The sequence below is a fragment of the Cupriavidus sp. CPT47-8839-RL05A genome (assembly GCF_058792255.1).
Genome location: NZ_JBYTEG010000014.1, coordinates 159,696 through 174,295 on the forward strand (window position 1 = coordinate 159,696; position 14,600 = coordinate 174,295).

Consider the following 14,600-nt stretch of genomic DNA (forward strand, 5'->3'; position numbering starts at 1 on the left):
AGCGATTTGCATGACAGAACAACAGAAGCCGCCATCGGGTGAATCGGGTCAGCCGGACGAGCACAAGCCAGCCGGCGACGGTGCGCCGGGCGAAGGGTCGCCCCAGGCGGAGTCCGAGCGCCTGGTCACCGCACCGCGCGCCGATTACCCGCTGGAAGACGAATTGCGCGCCGGCGACGACGCGGCAAGGCGTGAAGCGCGCGAGCGCAAGGCGCGCATGGCTGGAGCCGCGGCGGGGCCCCCGGTTGGCGGCGGCGCCGGCTGGGAGCGCGATCTGCTCGAAAAAGTGCTGACCGCATCGCTGCGCGAGCAGCGCGCGGCACGGCGCTGGCGCATCTTCTTCCGCTTTGTCGGACTGGCTTTGCTGGCGCTGATCCTGGTCACGCTGTTCGACTTCAAGGGCGATGGCGCCATCAGCACCTCGGGCCGCCATACGGCCATGGTCACGCTGGAGGGCGAAATCGCCGCGGGCACGCCGGCCAGCGCGGAATCGATCAATGCCTCGTTGCAGGCGGCGTTCGCTGATGGCAATGCCGCCGGCGTGATCCTGAAGATCAATTCTCCGGGCGGCTCGCCGGTGCAGGCGGGCATCATCAACGACGAGATCCAGCGGCTGCGCACGCTTTATCCGTCCAAGCCGTTCTATGTGGTGGTGGAAGAGATCTGCGCCTCGGGCGGCTATTACGTGGCCGCGGCGGCCGACAAGATCTATGTCGACAAGGCCAGCATCGTGGGTTCGATCGGCGTGCTGATGGACGGTTTTGGCTTTACCGGGCTGATGGACAAGCTGGGGGTGGAGCGCCGGCTGTACACCTCGGGCGCCAACAAGGGCATGCTGGACCCGTTCTCGCCGCAGGTGCCCAAGCAGAAGGCCTTTGCCGAGGCCATGCTCAAGCAGATCCACCAGCAGTTCATCGACGTGGTCAAGGAAGGACGCGGCGACCGGCTCAAGGATGATCCGGAGCTGTTCTCCGGCCTGTTCTGGTCGGGCGAGCGCGCCGTGGAGCTGGGCCTGGCCGACGGGCTGGGCAGTGCCGACTATGTCGCGCGCGATGTGCTCAAGGCCGAGGACATCGTCGACTACACCGTCAAGGAGAACATTGCCGAGCGCGTGGCCAAGCGCTTTGGCGCGGCGGTGGGCTCGGCGGCGATGAAGACCATGCTGTGGAGCAACCGCATGCAGGGCATGCACTGAGCCGGGATGGCGCGGCGGCAATGGCAAAGGGGGCGTTCGCGCCCCCTTTGCCGTTTCTTACATGGCCAGCAGCGAGAAGATCGCCGGGCGCTTGTGCAGGTCGATCCGCTCGGGACGCCAGTCCGACAGCGGCAGCGTGACGATGGTCTCGCCCGGCAGGGTCAGGTCCACGGCCACGGACAGCAGCGTGGTGCCGGCGCAGTGCTGGCGCATGGCTTCCAGCAGCGCCGCATTGCGGTAGGGCGTTTCGATGAACACCTGGGTCTGGCTGGACTTGCGCGAGCGCTGCTCCAGCTCACGCAGTCGCTGCGCGCGCTCGCCGGCATCGACCGGCAGATAGCCGTTGAAGGCAAAGCTCTGGCCGTTCAGGCCCGAGCCCATCACCGCCAGCAGGATCGAGCTGGGCCCGACCAGCGGCCGCACGCGGATGCGGCGCGCATGGGCCAGCCGCACCAGGTCGGCGCCGGGGTCGGCCACCGCCGGGACGCCGGCCTCGGACAGCAGGCCACCGTCGCGGCCGGCTTCGAGCGGGGCCAGCAGAGCGGCCAGGGCGTCGGCACGCGTGTTGACGTTCAGCTCGCGGATCTCGATCTGCTGGATCGGGCGTGCCAGCGGCGTGGTCTCGCCCAGCTTCTTCAGGAAGGCGCGCGCGGTCTTGGCGTTCTCGGCGACGAGGTAATCGAGGTTGGCCGCGATCTGCTGCACGCCGGCCGGGATCACGTCGGCCAGCGGGTCGGCTTCATCGCGCTTGCCGAGGGTGTTGGGGATCAGGTAGAGAGTGCCGCTCATGGTGGGCTCGTGCGGGTCATGCGGAAAGAAGAGGGTAGCCGGCCTGGCGCAGCATGCCGGTCAGCGCGATCAGCGGCAGGCCGACCAGTGCGGTCGGGTCGTCCGACTCGACGCGTTCCAGCAGCGCGATGCCCAGGCCTTCGGACTTGGCGCTGCCGGCCACGTCGTAGGGGCGCTCCAGCTGCAGGTAGGTTTCGATTTCAGCATCGGTCAGGTCGCGCATGGTCACGCGGGTTTGCACGTCGGCCAGCTGCACGGTGCCGGTGCGTGCGTCCAGCAGGCACAGGGCCGAGTGGAAGGTTGCGGTGCGCCCGCGCATGCGGCGCAGCTGCGCCACGGCCTTCTCGTGCGTGCCGGGCTTGCCCATCTGTTCGCCGTCCAGGGTCAGCACCTGGTCCGAGCCGATCACCAGCACGCCCGGACGGCGCGCGGCAATGGCTTCGGCCTTGCGCTGCGACAGGCGCAGCGCGGTGGCTTCGGGCGCTTCGCCGGCAAGCGGGGTTTCGTCGATGTCGGGCGCGGCCACCTCGAACGGGATGCGCAGGCGCTCCAGCAGTTCGCGGCGGTAGGGCGAGCCGGAGCCAAGGATCAGGCTGGGGCGGGGGTCTGGGGACATAAGTAATGGAATCGGAACAGGAAGCGAAACAGTAAAAGGTGCGGCCCGCGCTGCAAGACCTTTGACCTCGGCACGGTTTACGTCGTACAATCGCGTGTTTAGCCGCATCCGCACCCGGGCGCAGTGCCGCCAATGTGCGCGGCCCGTAGTCCGACAGCCGTGGAATGTGGCGAACCAGTCATTGTATAGCGACCGGAGCCACGCACATGACCCAGCCGATTGACCTGCGCGCGCTTGATCTCTTCGCCTTGTGCCGGAAGGGTGAAAGCCTGGCCGGCGACGTGGCGGTGCGGGATTTGCCGCGCATCTTAGCCGAGACCGCCGCGCAAGCGCCAGCCTCGGCACCCGATGAGACGTTTGCCTATTCGGCCACTGGCTTCATGCGTGAAGAGGCGGCCGAGCCGGGCGCCGCGGTGGCGCGGCGGCTGTTTCTCGACGTGACCGTGCAGGGCCGGATATGGCTGGATTGCCAGCGCTGCCTGGCCCCATATGCCGAGCCGATCGATACGGCAACGCGTTTCGAGGTGGTGGAAAGCGAGGAAGCGGCCGACGCCGCGCCGATGGACGACGACGAAGTCGACGTGATCGCCGGCTCGAAGCATTTCTCGTTGCTGGACCTGATTGAAGATGAAGTGCTGCTGGCGTTGCCGGTGGCCCCCAAGCATGACGTCTGCCCGACGGTGCACGAAAGCCTCGTGACCGGTTCGGACGGCGAGGCGCAGCCAGAGGCTGAGCCTGAGGAAGAAAAGCGGCCTTCGCCCTTTGCGGCGCTGGCCGGCCTGAAGACCAAGCATTGATGCCGCCGGCAGGCGGTGCGCAAGGTCTTGCAGGTGAATCTGAAGCATCCGGCCGGGCCCCGGCTACGCCTTGGGCGGGATGCGTGTGTTAATATTGAAAAATTCTCGAAGGAGTCATCATGGCTGTTCAACAGAACAAGAAGTCGCCGTCCAAGCGCGGCATGCACCGTTCGCACGATCACCTGTCGGCAGCGCCGCTGGCAGTTGAGCCGACCACCGGCGAAACCCACCTGCGCCACCACGTCAGCCCGAACGGCTACTACCGTGGCCGCAAGGTCATCAAGACCAAGAACGACTGATAGCTTCGTTCGGCGTGACGTTGCGTCTCGCTCGCGCATGCCTGTAGGTCGGACACTAAAAGGTCAGAGACAAAAAAGCGGCAAGATCGTTGCCGCTTTTTTGTTGGGCGCTCGGATTTCCCGCCGGGCGTGGCGTGCGCCGCCGCGCTATCCGTACCAGGAACAATGACGATCAAAATCGCTATCGACTGCATGGGCGGCGATCACGGAGTCTCCGTGACGGTGCCTGCGGCGATCAGTTTTCTTTCCCGCCACGACGACGCCGAGATGGTGCTGGTCGGCTTGCCCGACGCCATCCGGACGCAGCTGAAGAAGCTGCACGCGCTGGACCATCCGCGCGTGACCATCGTCGAGGCCACCGAGGTCATCACCATGGATGACCCGGTCGAGGTGGCGCTGCGCAAGAAGAGGGATTCCTCGATGCGCGTCGCCGTCACGCAGGTCAAGGAGGGCCTGGCCGGTGCCTGCATCTCCGCCGGCAATACCGGCGCGCTGATGGCGGTGTCGCGCTATGTGCTCAAGACGCTCGAAGGCATCGAGCGGCCGGCCATCGCCACCACCATCCCGAACGAGCAAGGGTGGGGCACCACCGTGCTGGACCTGGGTGCCAATGCCGACTGCGAGCCCGAGCACCTGCTGCAGTTCGCGCGCATGGCCGAAGCCATGGTGGCCGTGGTCGACCACAAGGAACACCCCACGGTGGGCCTGCTGAACATCGGCGAGGAAGTCATCAAGGGCAACGAGGTGGTCAAGCGTGCGGGTGAACTGCTGCGCGCCTCGGAGCTGAACTTCTACGGCAACGTGGAAGGCAACGACATCTTCAAGGGCACTACCGACATCGTGGTCTGCGACGGCTTCGTCGGCAACGTGGCGCTCAAGAGCACCGAGGGCCTGGCCAAGATGATCGGCAGTATGATCAAGGAAGAATTCACCCGCTCGTGGTTCACCAAGCTGCTGGCCGCGGTCGCCATGCCGGTGCTGTCGCGCCTAGCCAGGCGACTCGACCCGGCGCGCTACAACGGCGCCTCGCTGCTTGGGTTGCGCGGGCTGGTGATCAAGAGCCACGGCTCGGCCGATGCCCATTCTTTTGAGTGGGCCATCAAACGCGGGTATGATGCCGCCAAGAATGGCGTGATCGCCCGCATCACCCGGGCTTTTGCCGATAAATCCAGCGCCGCAGGCGCTGCACAGCCCGCCCCGGAGACAGAGGTGCCTGGCGCGCATCCCAGCCCCCACGTCGCCTGAGCGCCACGCGCGCCGGTCGAGGGTGCCTGCGGGCCATACGATCCGACAATACATGACCAAGTACGCAAAAATCATCGGTACCGGGAGCTACCTGCCTCCGCGGCGCGTGACCAACCATGACCTGGCCACGCAGCTTGCCGAAAAGGGCATCGAGACCAGCGACGACTGGATCGTCTCGCGCAGCGGCATTTCGGCACGCCACTGGGCCGAGCCGGATGTGACCAGCAGCGATCTCGCGGTCAAGGCTGCCGAGCAGGCCATCGAAGCCGCCGGCATCGACCGCCAGAGCATCGACCTGATCATCGTCGCCACCTCGACGCCGGACTTCGTGTTCCCCAGCACGGCCTGCATCGTGCAGGAAAAGCTGGGCATCACCAACCACTGCCCGGCGTTCGACCTGCAGGCGGTGTGCTCGGGCTTCGTGTACGCACTGGCCACTGCCGACAAGTTCATCCGCAGCGGCTCGCACCGCAACGTGCTGGTGATCGGCACCGAGGTGTTCTCGCGCATCCTGGACTTCAACGACCGCACCACCTGCGTGCTGTTCGGCGACGGTGCCGGCGCCGTGCTGCTGTCGGCGTCCGAGGAGCCGGGGATCCTGTCCACCGCGATGCACTCGGACGGCAGGCATGTCGATATCCTGTGCGTGCCGGGCAACGTCGCCGGCGGCAACATCACCGGCAACCCGTTCCTGCACATGGACGGCCAGGCTGTGTTCAAGCTGGCCGTGAACGTGCTGGACAAGGTCGCGCGCGAAGCCATGGAGGCTGCCAGCGTGACGCCGGACCAGATCGACTGGCTGATCCCGCACCAGGCCAATATCCGCATCATGCAGGGCACGGCAAAGAAGCTGGGCCTGCCGGCGGAGCGCATGGTCGCCACCGTGCATGAGCACGGCAACACCTCGGCCGCGTCGATCCCGCTGGCGCTGGACGTCGCGGTGCGCGACGGCCGCATCCGCGCGGGCCAGACCGTGCTGATGGAAGGCGTGGGCGGCGGCTTCACCTGGGGCGCGGTGCTGCTGCGCATGTGATTCGCGGCCGGCGCCATGGCATGCCGCGCATGCAGGACATGCCGCGGCGCCGGCCACCCGTTTCTTGTTAGGGTTCCAATCCGATGAAATTCGCTTTCGTATTTCCCGGCCAGGGTTCGCAGTCGGTCGGCATGCTCAATGCCTTCGCCGATAACGCCGTGGTGCGCGCCACCGTGGAAGAGGCCTCGGCCGCGCTCGGCCAGGATCTCGGCCGCCTGATCGCCGAAGGCCCCGCCGAAGAGCTGAACCTGACCACCAACACGCAGCCGGTGATGCTGACCGCCGCAGTGGCGGTCTACCGTGCCTGGCTGGATGCCGGTGGTCCGGCACCGGCGCTGGTTGCCGGCCACAGCCTGGGCGAGTACTCGGCGCTGGTGGCCGCGGGCGTGATCCCGTTTGCCGACGCGGTACCGCTGGTGCGCTTCCGCGCGCAAGCCATGCAAGAAGCCGTGCCGGTGGGCGAGGGCGCCATGGCCGCGATCCTGGGCCTGTCCGATGACGACGTGCGCGCCGCTTGTGCCGAGGCATCGGCCGCCGGCGTGGTCGAGGCCGTGAACTTCAACGCGCCGTCGCAGGTGGTGATTGCCGGCCACAAGGCCGCGGTCGAGAAGGCCTGCGAAATCGCCAAGGGCAAGGGCGCCAAGCGCGCGCTGCCGCTGCCGGTGTCGGCGCCGTTCCACTCGTCGCTGCTCAAGCCCGCCTCGGACCGCCTGCGCGAGCGCATGGCCGGCCTGGCTTTCTCGGCGCCGTCGATCCCGCTGGTGAACAACGTCGACGTCGCCATCGTCAATGATCCGGACGCGATCAAGGACGCCCTGGTGCGCCAGGCCGCCGCGCCGGTGCGCTGGGTCGAGTGCGTGCAGAAGATGGCCGCCGAAGGCGTCACGCACGTGATCGAATGCGGCCCCGGCAAGGTGCTGGCCGGCATGACCAAGCGCATCGACGGCAACCTGACCGGCGGTGCGATCTTCGATCCGGCCTCGCTGCAAGACACGCTGGCACTGCTGAAGTAAGCAAGAGGACATCCGCATGACCAAACTTCTCGACAACCAGGTTGCGCTGGTCACCGGCGCCTCGCGCGGCATCGGCCGCGCCATCGCGCTGGAACTGGCCCGCCAGGGCGCCACCGTGATCGGCACCGCCACCAGCGAAGCCGGCGCGGCCGGCATCACCGATTACCTCGGCGCCGACGGCCTGAAGGGCAAGGGCGCCGTGCTCAACGTCAATGACGCGGCCGCTTGCGACGCGCTCATCGACGAGATCGTCAAGACTCACGGCGGCATCGGCGTGCTGGTCAACAATGCCGGCATCACGCAGGACCAGCTGGCGATGCGCATGAAGGACGAGGACTGGCTGGCCGTGATCCAGACCAACCTGACTTCGGTGTTCCGTCTGTCGCGCGCGGTGCTGCGCCCGATGATGAAGGCCCGCCAGGGCCGCATCATCAATATCACTTCGGTGGTGGGCTCGGTCGGCAACCCCGGCCAGATGAACTACTCTGCTGCCAAGGCGGGCGTGGCGGGCATGACCCGCTCGCTGGCCGCGGAAATCGGCAGCCGCAACGTGACCGTGAACTGTGTCGCGCCGGGCTTTATCGACACCGACATGACCAAGGCGCTGTCCGAAGAGCAGCATGCTTCGCTCAAGACGCAGATTCCGCTGGGTCGCCTTGGCCAGCCGGAGGATATCGCCAACGCGGTGGCCTTCCTGGCTGGCCCGCAAGCCGCTTACATTACCGGCACTACGCTGCATGTGAACGGCGGGATGTACATGAATTAATGGTTTTTGGCTGGCTGGTTTCGGGGAAGAAGCCCGAAGAAGCCGCCTGAAGTAGTAGTTTTCCGAACCAAACGGGCGCGATTCTTGCAAAGCTTGGCAGGCGGCATTTCTGTCGCCTCAAACCTGCTAAAATGCGCCCACTTTTTGTCGAACTTCCCTGGAGGGTTACATGGACAATATCGAACAACGCGTCAAGAAAATCGTGGCAGAACAGCTTGGCGTGGCCGAGGCAGACATCAAGAACGAATCGTCGTTCGTGAACGATCTCGGTGCGGACTCGCTGGACACGGTTGAACTCGTGATGGCGTTGGAAGATGAATTCGGCATGGAAATTCCTGATGAGGAAGCCGAAAAGATCACGACCGTGCAACAGGCTATCGACTACGCCACCGCGCACGTCAAGGCCTAAGCCCGTCGTCTCTGCATTCCGAGCCACAGAAGGCAGGTGGGCGGGCCGTTGCGGCCGCGCCTTGCTGTTTTCTGTGGCTTTCGTCTGTTTGAAGAAGCAGAATGGAATGTGCTTCGCCGCGCGGCCCGCAAGGCCGGCGGCGGGCTGATCTCCGTTCCGTTCCCGTTTCACGCACCCGTAGGAAAACATAGTGAGCCGTCGTCGCGTCGTCGTCACTGGGCTTGGCCTTGTGTCTCCGGTCGGAAACACGGTTGCCGAAGGCTGGGCCAACCTGGTTGCCGGCAAGTCCGGCATCGCCACCATCACCAAATTCGATCACTCCGCGCTTTCCGTGCACTTTGCCGGTGAAGTGAAGGGTTTCAATGCCGAGGACTACATCCCGGCCAAGGAAGCCCGCGCGATGGATACCTTCATCCATTTCGGCATTGCAGCCGGCACGCAGGCGCTGAAGGACAGCGGCCTGGAAGTGACCGAGGCCAATGCCGAGCGCATCGGCGTGCTGGTCGGCTCGGGCATCGGCGGCCTGCCGTTGATCGAAGAGACCCACGCCGTGCTGACCGAGCGCGGTCCGCGCCGGATTTCGCCGTTCTTCGTGCCGGGCTCGATCATCAACATGATCGCGGGCCACCTGTCGATCATCCACGGTATCAAGGGCCCGAACCTGGCTGCCGTGACGGCTTGCACGACCGGCCTGCACAGCATTGGCCTGGCCGCCCGCCTGATCCAGGCCGGCGATGCCGACGCCATGCTGGCGGGCGGTGCCGAGTCGACCGTGTCGCCGCTGGGCATCGGCGGTTTCGCCGCTGCGCGTGCGCTGTCGACGCGCAATGACGATCCGGCTGCCGCTTCGCGTCCGTGGGACAAGGACCGAGACGGCTTCGTGCTGGGTGAAGGCGCCGGGGTGATGATGCTGGAGGAGTACGAGTCGGCCAAGGCGCGCGGCGCGCGCATCTACGCCGAGCTGATCGGCTTTGGCATGAGCGGCGACGCCTACCACATGACCGCGCCGAACATGGACGGCCCGCGCCGTTGCATGGTCAACGCGCTCAAGGACGCTGGCATCAATACGGACCAGGTGCACTACCTGAACGCCCACGGCACGTCCACGCCGCTGGGCGACAAGAACGAATCCGATGCGATCAAGGCCGCATTCGGCGAGCAGGCCTACAAGATGGTGGTGAACTCGACCAAGTCGATGACCGGCCATCTGCTGGGCGGCGCCGGCGGCCTGGAATCGGTTTTCACCGTGCTGGCGCTGCACAACCAGGTGTCGCCGCCGACGATCAACCTCGACAACCAGGATCCCGAGTGCGACCTGGACTACGTGGCCAACACGGCGCGCGAGATGAAGATCGAGGTCGCGGTGAAGAACAACTTCGGTTTCGGCGGCACCAACGGCACGCTTGTTTTCCGCCGCGCCTGATCCGTGGTTGAGGCGGGCCCTTCGCGGGCTGCGCCAGGGCAGGGTCCACCCGTTGCGGTGGGCCCTGTTCGTGTTTTGTGCCGGCGAAATGCTGGCGCTCGCGCTGCTGGCGCGGACGCTGGCCGCTGTAATAGCCGGCAGTCAGGCTGGTTTCCATTGGGGGCATGCCGCCATGGCGCTGGCACTCGTGCTTGCCGCAGCGGCAACGGTGCGTGCCTGGCCGGCGTGGTGGTGTAGCCTGCGCTGGCGCTGCACGGCAGTGCTGCACGCGCCCGACGGCAACGGGCCATTGCGGATCCGCCTGCAAGGGCCGGGCCGTGCCCGACACGAGACTGTGGTCAGGCAATGCTGGCAGGCCGGCGGCGTCGCTGTCGTGCGCCTGGCCCCCGGAGCGCCCGGGATGCCGGGCGCCATCTTTCTCCCCTGGCAGGCGGGTTCGCCCGCGATGGCGCGGTGGTTGCAACGCGCCACCAGAGTTGCACTGCGGGTGCAGCCTGAGATGCCGGCAGGGGAACGATTTTGTTAGCTTACGGTCACAGGATGCGCGTTGCTTCACCGGGCGGGCTTAGAATCGTAGGTAAAATACAACGTTTGTCGTGACGACCAAACCAAGAGATACACTGCAGGTGAGCCATACGTGAGCGAACGCGAAGCCGATCAGCTCCTAGTTGAACGCGTCCAGCAGGGCGACAAGCGGGCCTTTGAACTTCTGGTGACCAAATACCATCGGAAGATCATTCGCCTGATTTCGCGCCTGGTCAGGGACCCCGCTGAGGTGGAGGATGTGGCGCAGGATGCCTTTATCAAGGCATACCGCGCCTTGCCCCAGTTCCGCGGGGAGTCGGCCTTCTATACGTGGCTGTACCGGATCGCCGTCAACACGGCCAAGAACTACCTGGCCACCCAGGGCCGCCGCCCGGAAGCGTCCAGCGATATCGATGCAGAAGAGGCTGAAACTTTTGCGGACGGTGAGCAACTAAGGGATATCAATACGCCGGAATCGATGCTTCACACGCGCCAGGTCGCCGAGACGGTGAACCGCGCCATGGAGGCCCTTCCGGAAGAATTGCGGACCGCCATCACGCTGCGCGAGATCGAGGGCCTCAGCTATGAGGAGATCGCCGAAGCGATGGGATGTCCGATCGGCACGGTGCGTTCGCGGATCTTTCGGGCGCGCGAGGCGATTGCCGAGAAATTGCGTCCGCTGCTGGGAACGGCAGAGGGCAAGCGGTGGTAGTAGTCGGGTAGTCGAAAAGAATGTCGTGCGGCCAGCGTTGCAGCGTATTCCTGCATCGATAAGCGACAGAAGTGACGGGATTATCGGTGTTCAATGGAATGTCTTGGGGTGGGAAATGGGTCAGGCTCATAAGCAGTCGGTTCATGTAGTGGAAGCAGCGGAGCAGATCTCCGTATTGATGGATGGCGAACTGGCGCCGCACGAAGTCGATGCCGTGCTGGGCCTCGCGAAAAGCGATGCCGGCATGTCCGACTGGACCACTTACCAGTTGATCGGCGACACGCTGCGCTCGGAAGACCTGACGCACGCGGGTTCCACCTCTGCTTTCCTCTCTCGTTTCTCCGCGCGCCTAGAAGCCGAGCCGCATGTACTGGTACCGGCATTGGCGCAGGCCAGTGCCCGCCACCGCCTGCTGGTCAGGCCGTCGTGGGTGCGCCGCGTGATGCCGGGCACCGCGATCGCTGCCGCCGTGGCAGCGGTCAGCTGGGTGGTCGTGCCGCAGATGCGGGGCCCCGCCACGCTGGCCACGCCCGATGCCGTGGTGGCACGCGCCGACCAGCCGGCCAGCCCGGCCTCTGGCATCGTCACCGTGGCGGCGGAAAATCCCCAGATGATCCGCGACCCGCGCCTGGACGAATACCTGCGTGCCCATCGCACGTCGGTGGCAACGGATGCGTTCGTGCCCACCATGCGCACGGTTGCCAACGGTGCAAACTTCACTCAGGAAAATACGCAGGAATAATGCCGGACATGCATAAAGGAGGGTCGCCCGCCTATGTAGCGGGCGCGCAGAAAATCAGGGCCCTGCGTAGGTCCTTTTTTCTGGCCTTGTGTCTGAGCGCTGCCGCGGCCACCGCACAGCCTTCGGACAGTACGCTGAACCGACGCGACGCCACCGCCTGGCTCAACAAGATCCACAAAGCCGCACAGCGCGAGAACTATGTCGGCACGCTGATCTACCAGCGCGGCAGCGTCATGCACGCCTCGCGTATCCAGCACTACAGCGATCTCGTCCACAACGAGTACGAACGCCTGGAAACGCTCGACGGCAAGCCGCGCGAGGTGCTGCGTCAGAATGACGTAGTGCACAGCCTGATCCCCGAAGCCAAGCTGGTGGTGGTGGAGAAGCAGGAAGCCAAGGATCGCTTCCCGGCGCTGCTCGCCACCAACAAGAACGACGTGCTGGACCTGTACGACATGCGCAAGATGCCCGCCGAGCGGGTGGCAGGCATGGAATGCGAGGTCTTTGCGCTGGAGCCGCACGATGCCGCGCGCTATGCGGTGCGCCTGTGGGCGGAGAAGAACTCCGGCCTGCTGATGCGCGCGCAGACCATCGGCGACGGCGGCAAGGTGCTGGAGCAGGTCGCGTTCTCGCAGGTGCAGATCGGGGTGCCGTCCGAAAAGCAGCGTATCCTCGGTGCGATCAAGAATTCCAGCAGCTGGAATCGCTATGAGGTGACCTACCAGCCGACCAATATCGCCGACGAGGGCTGGTCGATTGCGGTGCCGCTCAAGGGCTTCCAGAAGATCCGCGAAGTGCGCCGTCCGCTCGGCGAGTTGCGCGCGCCCGCGCCGGGCAACGCGCGCGGCCAGGTCTTCGAAGTGCTGCAGGTCGTTTACAGCGACGGGCTGACCGGCCTGTCGGTCTTCATTGAACCGGTTTCCGAGCAACGCGTGCGCCGCGAGGGCGTGGCCGCGCTCGGCGCGACCCAGGTCGTGGTGCGCCGGATTGCCGATTTCTGGATTACCGTGGTGGGCGAGGTGCCGGCGAGCACCGTGCGGCAGTTTGCGACGGCCGTGGAGTACCGCCCGCCCAAGGCGGTACACTGAGCTTGACGCAGGTGCAGCCGACGCCGCCGGACTCTGTCCCGGCGCCGGCTCCATGAAACCTGCGCAGGGGTCCCCGCCACGGGATCACATCCAGACGGTTTTTCTTCTATTCGCTGAATCCCGGGAGTTGTCGATGATGTTCAGATCTCCAGCCCTGGCGCGGGCCGTGGTCATGGCTGCCATGATGCTGCTCGGCCCGACTGTTGCCGAAGTCAGCCATGCCCAGGCTGCCGCCTCCAACTACAACCTGCCCGATTTCACCGACCTGGTGGAAAAGGCCAGTCCGGCCGTGGTCAATATCCGCACCACGGAACTCGTGCGCCAGCGCGGTGCGCCCGGCGGCGATGACGAGATGGCGGAATTCTTCCGGCGCTTCTTCGGCGTGCCGATGCCCGGTGCCCCGGCGCCCGGCGCCCCCCGCCGCGGCCAGCCGCCGCAGCAGGAAGAGCAGAGTCGCGGCGTGGGTTCGGGCTTCATCATCAGCCAGGACGGCTACGTGATGACCAACGCGCACGTGGTGGCCGACGCCGAAACCATCTATGTGACGCTGCCCGACAAGCGCGAATTCAAGGCCAAGCTGATCGGCTCGGACAAGCGCACCGACGTGGCGCTGCTCAAGGTCGAGGCCAGCGGCCTGCCGCGCCTGCCGCTGGGCGATTCCAACAAGGTCCGCGCCGGCGAATGGGTGCTGGCGATCGGCTCGCCGTTCGGGCTGGACAACAGCGTGACCGCCGGCATCGTCTCGGCCAAGGGCCGCGACACGGGCGACTACCTGCCGTTCATCCAGACCGACGTGGCGGTCAATCCCGGTAATTCCGGCGGCCCGCTGATCAACCTGCGCGGCGAGGTGATCGGCATCAACTCGCAGATCTACAGCCGCAGCGGCGGCTACATGGGTATCTCGTTCGCGATCCCGATCGACGAGGCGATGCGCGTGTCCGAGCAGCTCAAAAGCTCCGGGCGCGTGACGCGCGGGCGCATCGCCGTGGCGATCGGCGACGTCACCAAGGAGGTGGCCGATTCGCTGGGCCTGGGCCGTGCGCGCGGCGCGCTGGTCGGCAGCGTCGAGCCGGGCGGTCCTGCCGAGAAGGCGGGCATCGAAGCCGGCGACATCATCCTCAAGTTCAACGGCCGCGATATCGAGCGGGCCTCGGACCTGCCGCGCATGGTGGGCGAGACCAAGCCGGGCACGCGCGTGCCGCTGCAGCTGTGGCGCAAGGGCGCGGTCCGCGAGGTCACGATCACCGTCACCGAGCTGGAGCCGGACGGCAAGGCACGCGCTCGCAGCGGCGCAACGCCCAAGGACGACAGCGCGGCACAGGCCGGCAAGCCCAACGCGCTTGGCCTGGTGGTCAACGACCTGCCCGAGGCGCGCCTGAAGGAGCTCAAGCTCAAGTCGGGCGTCGAGGTGGAAGTGGCCGACGGCCCGGCGCTGCGTGCCGGCATCCGTCCGGGCGACATCATCCTGCGCCTGGGCGATACGGACGTGACCAACGCCCGCCAGTTCAACGAGCTGGTGCGCAGCCTGGACAAGAACCGGATTGCCGCGGTGTTCGTGCGGCGCGGCGATGCCACCCAGGTGCTGACGCTGCGTCCGGGCGCCACGTCCAGCCGCTAAAGCAATGACCGGTATGCCTGCGCTGACGTTGTACGGCCGGGCATACTGTCACCTTTGCGAAGACATGAAGGTCGCGCTGGAGCCGCTCCGGCGCGATTTTTCTTTCACCCTGCACGAGGTGGATGTCGATGCCGATGCGGGGCTGAAAGACCGTTTTGGCGAACTGGTGCCGGTGCTGATGCCGGGCACCCCAGCAGACTTGCAGGGCGGCGCCGTGGAGCTTTGCCACTATTTCCTCGACGAAGCTGCCGTAAGGGTGTGGCTTGCCGCACATGGCGGCGCGCACACAACCCGCTGATCCCCGTCGGTAACCGCCGCCAACCGCGCCAC

The 14,600-nt window shown here is 66.0% G+C and carries 16 protein-coding genes; 14 read left to right on the top strand and 2 right to left on the bottom strand.

Going from position 1 to position 14,600, the window contains the following annotated elements; genetic code table 11:
* Window positions 1–10 precede the first annotated feature (10 nt).
* Window positions 11–1,195, top strand: a complete 1,185-nt coding sequence (locus tag AC3WVS_RS18685) for a S49 family peptidase (RefSeq protein WP_492319855.1) — start codon at window positions 11–13, stop codon at window positions 1,193–1,195.
* A 57-nt stretch (window positions 1,196–1,252) separates the two neighbouring features.
* Here the strand turns inward: AC3WVS_RS18685 and AC3WVS_RS18690 are convergent, their stop codons facing one another.
* Complete coding sequence (locus AC3WVS_RS18690) at window positions 1,253–1,984, bottom strand: SAM-dependent methyltransferase (RefSeq protein ID WP_492319856.1); 732 nt, start codon at window positions 1,982–1,984, stop codon at window positions 1,253–1,255.
* 16 nt (window positions 1,985–2,000) lie between these two features.
* On the bottom strand, window positions 2,001–2,600 hold the full coding sequence (locus tag AC3WVS_RS18695) for a Maf-like protein (protein WP_492319857.1): 600 nt from the start codon (window positions 2,598–2,600) through the stop codon (window positions 2,001–2,003).
* Window positions 2,601–2,806: 206 nt separating this feature from the next.
* On the opposite strand from AC3WVS_RS18695, the gene AC3WVS_RS18700 reads away from it, so the two are divergent.
* The 13 genes from AC3WVS_RS18700 to AC3WVS_RS18760 all read left to right on the top strand — a co-directional run bounded on the left by AC3WVS_RS18700 (window position 2,807) and on the right by AC3WVS_RS18760 (window position 14,568).
* Complete coding sequence (locus tag AC3WVS_RS18700) at window positions 2,807–3,397, top strand: DUF177 domain-containing protein (RefSeq protein WP_492319858.1); 591 nt, start codon at window positions 2,807–2,809, stop codon at window positions 3,395–3,397.
* A gap of 119 nt (window positions 3,398–3,516) precedes the next feature.
* Window positions 3,517–3,696 (top strand): 50S ribosomal protein L32, encoded by a 180-nt coding sequence (gene rpmF / locus AC3WVS_RS18705; RefSeq protein WP_010814675.1) that lies wholly within the window; start codon window positions 3,517–3,519, stop codon window positions 3,694–3,696.
* 165 nt (window positions 3,697–3,861) lie between these two features.
* Window positions 3,862–4,941 carry a phosphate acyltransferase PlsX gene (plsX, locus tag AC3WVS_RS18710; RefSeq protein WP_010814676.1) on the top strand — a complete coding sequence of 360 codons (1,080 nt, stop codon included), beginning with the start codon at window positions 3,862–3,864 and terminating at the stop codon, window positions 4,939–4,941.
* A gap of 52 nt (window positions 4,942–4,993) precedes the next feature.
* Window positions 4,994–5,974 carry a beta-ketoacyl-ACP synthase III gene (locus AC3WVS_RS18715; protein WP_492319859.1) on the top strand — a complete coding sequence of 327 codons (981 nt, stop codon included), beginning with the start codon at window positions 4,994–4,996 and terminating at the stop codon, window positions 5,972–5,974.
* Window positions 5,975–6,057: 83 nt separating this feature from the next.
* On the top strand, window positions 6,058–6,987 hold the full coding sequence (gene fabD / locus AC3WVS_RS18720; protein WP_011615725.1) for an ACP S-malonyltransferase: 930 nt from the start codon (window positions 6,058–6,060) through the stop codon (window positions 6,985–6,987).
* Between the two features lie 16 nt (window positions 6,988–7,003).
* Window positions 7,004–7,753 (top strand): 3-oxoacyl-ACP reductase FabG, encoded by a 750-nt coding sequence (gene fabG, locus AC3WVS_RS18725; RefSeq protein WP_018309408.1) that lies wholly within the window; start codon window positions 7,004–7,006, stop codon window positions 7,751–7,753.
* Between the two features lie 169 nt (window positions 7,754–7,922).
* Window positions 7,923–8,162: an acyl carrier protein gene (gene acpP / locus AC3WVS_RS18730; RefSeq protein WP_008644813.1), complete on the top strand. Its 240-nt coding sequence runs from the start codon at window positions 7,923–7,925 to the stop codon at window positions 8,160–8,162.
* 190 nt (window positions 8,163–8,352) lie between these two features.
* Window positions 8,353–9,585 (top strand): beta-ketoacyl-ACP synthase II, encoded by a 1,233-nt coding sequence (fabF, locus tag AC3WVS_RS18735; protein WP_454750348.1) that lies wholly within the window; start codon window positions 8,353–8,355, stop codon window positions 9,583–9,585.
* Window positions 9,586–10,222: 637 nt separating this feature from the next.
* Entirely contained in the window at window positions 10,223–10,822 is a 600-nt protein-coding gene (rpoE, locus tag AC3WVS_RS18740) for an RNA polymerase sigma factor RpoE (RefSeq protein ID WP_010814682.1), read from the top strand.
* Between the two features lie 115 nt (window positions 10,823–10,937).
* Window positions 10,938–11,564: a sigma-E factor negative regulatory protein gene (locus tag AC3WVS_RS18745; protein WP_492319860.1), complete on the top strand. Its 627-nt coding sequence runs from the start codon at window positions 10,938–10,940 to the stop codon at window positions 11,562–11,564.
* 8 nt (window positions 11,565–11,572) lie between these two features.
* The gene (locus AC3WVS_RS18750) at window positions 11,573–12,652 is read left to right on the top strand and encodes a MucB/RseB C-terminal domain-containing protein (RefSeq protein ID WP_492319861.1); all 1,080 of its coding nucleotides are present in this window, start codon (window positions 11,573–11,575) and stop codon (window positions 12,650–12,652) included.
* Window positions 12,653–12,785: 133 nt separating this feature from the next.
* The gene (locus AC3WVS_RS18755) at window positions 12,786–14,270 is read left to right on the top strand and encodes a DegQ family serine endoprotease (protein ID WP_492319862.1); all 1,485 of its coding nucleotides are present in this window, start codon (window positions 12,786–12,788) and stop codon (window positions 14,268–14,270) included.
* Window positions 14,271–14,283: 13 nt separating this feature from the next.
* The gene (locus AC3WVS_RS18760) at window positions 14,284–14,568 is read left to right on the top strand and encodes a glutaredoxin family protein (protein WP_492319863.1); all 285 of its coding nucleotides are present in this window, start codon (window positions 14,284–14,286) and stop codon (window positions 14,566–14,568) included.
* Window positions 14,569–14,600: the final 32 nt, after the last annotated feature.

Coding starts and splice junctions, on each gene's coding strand:
- AC3WVS_RS18685 (WP_492319855.1), top strand. CDS start 11: ATGACAGAACAACAGAAGCCGCCATCGGGTGAATCGGGTCAGCCGGAC.
- AC3WVS_RS18690 (WP_492319856.1), bottom strand. CDS start 1,984: ATGAGCGGCACTCTCTACCTGATCCCCAACACCCTCGGCAAGCGCGAT.
- AC3WVS_RS18695 (WP_492319857.1), bottom strand. CDS start 2,600: ATGTCCCCAGACCCCCGCCCCAGCCTGATCCTTGGCTCCGGCTCGCCC.
- AC3WVS_RS18700 (WP_492319858.1), top strand. CDS start 2,807: ATGACCCAGCCGATTGACCTGCGCGCGCTTGATCTCTTCGCCTTGTGC.
- rpmF (WP_010814675.1), top strand. CDS start 3,517: ATGGCTGTTCAACAGAACAAGAAGTCGCCGTCCAAGCGCGGCATGCAC.
- plsX (WP_010814676.1), top strand. CDS start 3,862: ATGACGATCAAAATCGCTATCGACTGCATGGGCGGCGATCACGGAGTC.
- AC3WVS_RS18715 (WP_492319859.1), top strand. CDS start 4,994: ATGACCAAGTACGCAAAAATCATCGGTACCGGGAGCTACCTGCCTCCG.
- fabD (WP_011615725.1), top strand. CDS start 6,058: ATGAAATTCGCTTTCGTATTTCCCGGCCAGGGTTCGCAGTCGGTCGGC.
- fabG (WP_018309408.1), top strand. CDS start 7,004: ATGACCAAACTTCTCGACAACCAGGTTGCGCTGGTCACCGGCGCCTCG.
- acpP (WP_008644813.1), top strand. CDS start 7,923: ATGGACAATATCGAACAACGCGTCAAGAAAATCGTGGCAGAACAGCTT.
- AC3WVS_RS18745 (WP_492319860.1), top strand. CDS start 10,938: ATGGGTCAGGCTCATAAGCAGTCGGTTCATGTAGTGGAAGCAGCGGAG.
- AC3WVS_RS18750 (WP_492319861.1), top strand. CDS start 11,573: ATGCATAAAGGAGGGTCGCCCGCCTATGTAGCGGGCGCGCAGAAAATC.
- AC3WVS_RS18755 (WP_492319862.1), top strand. CDS start 12,786: ATGATGTTCAGATCTCCAGCCCTGGCGCGGGCCGTGGTCATGGCTGCC.
- AC3WVS_RS18760 (WP_492319863.1), top strand. CDS start 14,284: ATGCCTGCGCTGACGTTGTACGGCCGGGCATACTGTCACCTTTGCGAA.